The 6129-nt window shown below is 71.3% G+C and carries 1 protein-coding gene; it reads right to left on the reverse strand.

Annotated elements, in window-relative coordinates:
* Positions 1-6129, reverse strand: a 6129-nt coding sequence (locus AC068D_RS35500; protein ID WP_478827280.1) for an amino acid adenylation domain-containing protein, incomplete at both ends; no start/stop codon positions are given.

The following is a 6129-nucleotide window of genomic DNA, read 5'->3' on the forward strand; positions in this document are numbered from 1 at the left end:
AGCACGAACACCCGGGTATTCACCACCGGCGACCCGATCGCCACCTCCACAGCTTCCGGATCACAACGCCACAGCGTCGCATCCACCGTCGTCTCGGTCGGACCGTAGGAGTTGAACAGCCGGTGACCTCGCGCCCAGCGCGCCATCACCTCCGGTGGACACGCCTCACCGGCGGTCACCAGAACGACGTCCTCACCTATCGAGGCCTCGTCCAGGGTGGCCAGAACGGCCGGCGGCAACGTCACATGCGTTACTCGCTGCTCCGCCAGGAACCGCGGCAGAGCCTCACCCAACCTCCGCTCCTGCGGAATCACCACCAACGTCGCACCGGTCAGCAGCGCCATCAGCCACTCCCAGCCGAAGGTGTCGAAGCCGGCCGACGCGAACTGACCCACCCGCGATCCGGCACCGACCCCCAAGAACCGGACATGACCCGCCACCAGACTCGCCACACCCGCATGCGACACCAGCACACCCTTGGGCCGCCCCGTCGAACCCGACGTGTAGATCACATACGCCGGACTCTCCAACCGCGCTGCCGGATCGACCAGTGCCGCGTCGTCCAGTGCCGCCAGCTCCGCCACTGTGTCCGGCGCATCCACCAACACCACCGAACCCGGAACAACCGGCACCGTATCCGAAGAAGCCAGCACCACCACCGGCCCGGCGTCCTCCAGCATGTACCCGATCCGGTCCACCGGATAAGCCGGGTCGATGGGCATGTACGTGCCGCCGGCCTTCGCCACCGCGAGCAGCGCCACCATCAGACCGATCCCGCGCTCCAGACACACCCCGACCACCGACTCCGGCACCACACCCCGGCCGATCAACAGCCGGGCCAGCCGGTCCGCCCTCGCGTCCAGCTCCGCGTACGACACTTCCGTACCGTCCGCGACCACGGCGACCGCGTCCGGAACCCGCGCCACCTGCGCCGCGAACAGCTCCGCCACCGAACCCGACGGCACCTCGGCTTCGGTCGCGTTCCACTCCATCAGCAACCGCTCGCGCTCGGCGTCGCCCAGCACGTCCACCGCGCTGAGCCGCAGCTGCGGATCGCCGGTCAGCACGTCAAGCACCTGTTCCAGGCGGGCCGCGATCCGCCGGGCGGACTCCACTTCGAGCAGGTCCGCCGCCGCGGTCACCGAGCCCACCACACCTGCCGGCGCCCCGCGCTCGTCGAACGCCTCGGCCACAATGACATCGAGGTCAAACCTGGCCAGCGCCGCACCTGTCGCCATCGGTTCCACCCGGAGACCGGGCAGGTCCAGCACCGCCTCCTCGGTGTTCTGCAGGGTGAGCATCACCTGGAACAGCGCATGGCGGGCCATGGAACGGCTCGGTGCCAGCTCCTCCACAAGCCGCTCGAACGGGACGTCCTGGTGCGTGAGTGCTTCCAGGCTCCGCTCCCGCACCCGGCCCAGCACCGTGCGGAACGTCGGGTCGCCGGACAGGTCGGTGCGCACCACGAGGGTGTTGAGGAAGAAGCCGACCAGGTCGTTCAGAGCCTCGTCGGTGCGGCCGGCATTGGGCGAACCGATCGGGATGTCCGTGCCGGCACCCAGGCGCGAGAACAGCACCGCCAGGGCAGCCTGCAGCACCATGAACACCGTCACGCCCTCGGTCTGCGCCAGCTTCACCAGCCGGGCGTGGACTTCTGCGGGGACCTGGACCGGCACCTGATGACCCAGGTGCGAGGGCACGGCGGGGCGCGGGTGGTCGAAGGGCAACGTGAGCTCCTCCGGCGAGCCCTCCAGGGCACCCCGCCAGTAGTCGGCCTGGCGGGAAATCAGGCTTTCCGGGTCGCGCTCGTCGCCCAGGAGGCCGCGCTGCCACAGCGCGTAGTCGGCGTACTGGACGGGCAGTGGTGCCCATTCCGGGGCCCGGCCCGCGCACCGCGCCGCGTAGGCCACCGAGATGTCACGTGCCAGTACTCCTGTCGACCATCCGTCACTGGCGATGTGATGGATGGTCACCACCAGGACGTGCTCCTCGGGAGCAGTGCGGAAGAGGCCGGCCTTGATCGGCAGCTCCGCCTCCAGGTCGAAGAGGTGTCCCACCACTTCGGCGACGGCGGCATCCAGCTCCCCGGCCGCCACGTCGGCCGCCGACAGCTGCCACTCCAGCCCGGTCGCCGGAAGGACCTGCTGGTACGGCTCGCCGTCCACCATCGGGAAGACCGTGCGCAGCACCTCGTGCCGACCGAGCACATCCCGCAGGGCCGCGTTCAGCGCCTCCTCGTCCAACCGGCCGAGAAGCTTCAGCGCGACCGGCACATTGTACGTGGCGCTCGGGCCCTCCAACTGCCCCAGGAACCACAGCCGTCGCTGCCCGTACGACAGCGGCACCCGCTCCGGCCGCTCCCCCGGCGTGAGCGCCACCCGTGCCGTGTCGGCTCCGTTCAGGCGTGCGGCCAGGCCGCCCACCGTGGGGGCGTCGAACAGGGTGCGCAGCGGCACCTCCACTCCCAGGACGGTCCGGATCCGGCTCATCAGCCGGGTGGCGAGCAGGGAGTGGCCTCCAAGGGCGAAGAAGTCGTCGTCCACCCCGACCCCGTCCCGCCCCAGCACCTGTGCGAACACGCCGCACAGCAGCTCCTCCTGGAGCGTGGCCGGACCACGGCCTGTACCGGTCGTGTACTCCGGAGCGGGCAGTGCCGCGCGGTCGAGCTTGCCGTTCACCGTCAACGGCAGCGCGTCCAGCACCACGACGGCCGACGGCACCATGTACGCGGGCAGCTGCTGCCCGACGAATTCCCGGACCGAGGAGGGGAGGCCGACCGCTCCCTCGGCACCGATGACATAGGCGACGAGGTGCGTGTCACCCGCCGACTCCCGCCGTGCGACCACCACCGCCTGCGTGACCTGCGGGTGTGCGGCCACCGCGGCCCGGACCTCGCCCAGCTCGATCCGGAAGCCGCGGACCTTCACCTGATCGTCGGCCCGGCCGAGGTACTCCAGGTTCCCGTCCGAGCGCCACCGCACCAGGTCACCCGTGCGGTACAGGCGCTCGCCCACCGCGCCGAACGGATCGGCGACGAAGCGCTCCGCCGTCAGACCCGCACGCCCCAGGTACCCGCGCGCCAGCCCCGCCCCGGCCAGGTACAGCTCACCGGCCGCGCCCACCGGGACCGGTGACAGCGAGCCGTCCAGGACGAACGCGCGGGCGTTGCCGATCGGCACTCCGACCGGCACTTCGTTCACTCCCGGCCGGGCCTGCCACACGAGCGCGTCGACGGTCGTCTCGGTCGGGCCGTAGGTGTTGAACATCCGCCGCCCGCCGGCCCAGCGGTCGACGAGCTCCGGCGGGCACGCCTCGCCGCCCACTTCCAGGACGACCTCCGCCGCGATCGACCCCTCGTCCAGATCCCCGAGCACGGCGGGGGGCAGCGTCGCGTGCGTCACGCCCGACTCCACGAAGAAGCCGGCGAGTTCCGCGCCCAGACGGCGGTCCTGCGGCACCACCACCAGCGTGGCCCCGTACGTGAGAGCCAGCGACCACTCCAGGCAGAAGTTGTCGAAGCTCACCGAGGCGAACTGTGCCACCCGGGACCCAGGACCGGCTCCGAAGCGGGCCAACGCCGCCACCGTGTTGGCGAATGCCCCGAGCGGGACGCCCACCCCCTTCGGCCGCCCCGTCGAACCCGACGTGTAGATCACGTACGCCAGCTGCTCCGGCCGCGCAGCCGCACGCTCGCCCGGGACCGGTTCCGCTGTCTCCCGGAGGGCGTCGGCCGAGTCGACGAGCACCACCGGCGTTTCCGCCTCGGCCACCACCACGGCGGTGGCGGCGGAGGCCAGCACCAGCACCGGCTCCGCGTCCCGGAGCATGAACGTGATCCGCTCGGTCGGGTACTCGGGATCCACCGGCAGATAGGCGGCACCCGCCTTCAGCACCGCCAGCACCCCCACAATCAGATCCACACCCCGGTCGAGCACGAGTGCGACCACCGACTCCGGGCCGACACCCCTCCCGGACAGGAACCGCGCCAGGCGGTCCGCCCGCGCGTCCAGTTCCGCGTACGACACCTCGGCGCCACCCGCGACGACCGCCGTCGCGTCCGGTGTCCGGGCCGCCCAGCCTTCGAACAGCCCGACCACCGGCACCGGGGACACGGCAGCCGCCGTGTCGTTCCACTCGGTGAGGACCTGGCGCAGCTCGTCCTCGGCAAGGACCGGAAGCACGCTCAGCTGCTGGTCCGCGCCGCCTGCCAGCGCCGTCTCCAGCGAGCCGACCAGGTACTCGGTGGCGGTGCGCAGCAGCACGCCCACAGCCCGCGGATCGACCGGGGACACGGCGTCCACGGCAAGCGAGATCGAGTCGCCGTTGTCGTCGACCGAGACGCTCAGCGGATAGTTGGTGCGCTCCTGCGCGAACACCGTCCGCACGCCGTCGACCCGGTCGCCAGACGTCTGCTCGGCACTCTGGGGCGCGTTGTGGCGGTAGTTGAAGAGCGAGGTGAACAGGGGTGTGTCACCGTCCACTCCACTGGCCTGCTGAGCCATGGCCAACGACGCGTGCTCGTGCTCCAGCAGTTCCGCCAGCTGACCCCGCATCGCCGTGACCGCGGCCAGCGCGCCCACCTCTCCAGTGCGCAGACGCACCGGAAGCGTGTTGATGTACGGACCCAGCACCCGGCCCGATCCGGAACCGGTACCCATCCGGCCCAGCAGTACGGTGCCGAAGACGACGTCCTGGCGGTCCGAGACCGCCGCGAGCACGCGCGCCCACGCAACGTGCATGACCGTCGCCGCGCTGGTGCCCAGTCTGCGTGCGACGTCGCGCAGCCGGTCGTTCAGCTCCGGTTCGAAGGGCACCACGGCCGACACCGAGTCTGCTCCGTCGCCCCGTGTGTCAGCCAGCCCGTACGGGGCGGTCGGCTCGTCGACGTCTCCCAGCAACTCCCTGAAGTACCGCTCGTGCTCCGCCCTGGCCGCGCCGCCGCGTGCCTTCGCCACGACGCTTCGGAACGGCAGCGGCTCGGGAAGCGCGTTCCCACGGCCCGCCATGAAGGCTTCCACCTCGTCGAGCAGGGCCTCCAGCGCCGTGTGGTCCTGCACCATGTGGTGCAGACGCACCAGTGCGAGCCTCTGGTCGGTGCCGGGGACCAGCGCGACGTGAACCGTGATCAGGGGAGCGCGGCCCAGGTCCATCGCGGCGCCCACCCGGGCCACCAGCTCGGCCACCGGGTCGGCGAGCTGCGGGTCGAGGGCCACCTCGGTGACCGGCAGGACGACCTTGCGCCAGACCACCTGGACCGGCTCGCGCAGCCCTTCCCAGACGATCGACGTCCGGTAGATGTCGTGCCGGTCGATCACCTGCTGGAGTGCGCGGACGAAGCAGTCGAGCCGCTCCGCCGAGTCGAACTCCAGGACCGTCGGCAGGACGTAGGCGTCCTCGCCGCCCTCGGCCAGGAGGTGGTGGAAGAGCAGGCCCTCCTGGAGCGGGGCGAGCGGGTAGACGTCAGCGATGTTCGCGGCGCCGCCCTCGACGGTGGCCACAATCCGCTCGACCTCGTCGGCGGTCAGGTCGACCAGGGGCAGCATCCCCGGGGTGATCTCCCGCGCGTCGGCGGGGATCAGATTTGCCGGCACCTCCACCTGCGTGGCGCCTGTGGAGGCCGCGAGGGCGGCCGGAGTCGGGGCCTGGAAGAACGCCCGCACGGACACCGACACACCATGCCCACGCAGCACCTCCACCAGGCGCACGGCGAGCAACGAGTGGCCGCCGAGGCGGAAGAAGTCGTCGTCGACGCCGACGCTCTCCAGGCCCAGCACGTCGGCGAACGCCGCGCACAGAATCTCCTCACGCGCGTTCGACGGACCCCGGCCCGCTCCGGTGACATACTCCGGCGCCGGGAGGGCCTTGCGGTCCAGCTTGCCGTTCACCGACAGCGGCAGCGCCTCGAGGACGACGACCGCGGAGGGAACCATGTACTCGGGCAGTCGTGTGGCGGCGAACGCACGGACGGTCTGGGACAGGTCGGCGACAGATCCCTCGGCCACCACGTAGGCCACCAGACGCGCTTCGCCGGGGACGTCCTCGCGGGCGAGTACGGCGGCCTGCGCCACCTGCGGATGCGCGGCGACGACGGCCTCGACCTCGCCCGGCTCGATCCGGAACCCACGAATC

It is taken from the genome of Streptomyces sp. NPDC043861 (genome assembly GCF_056435905.1).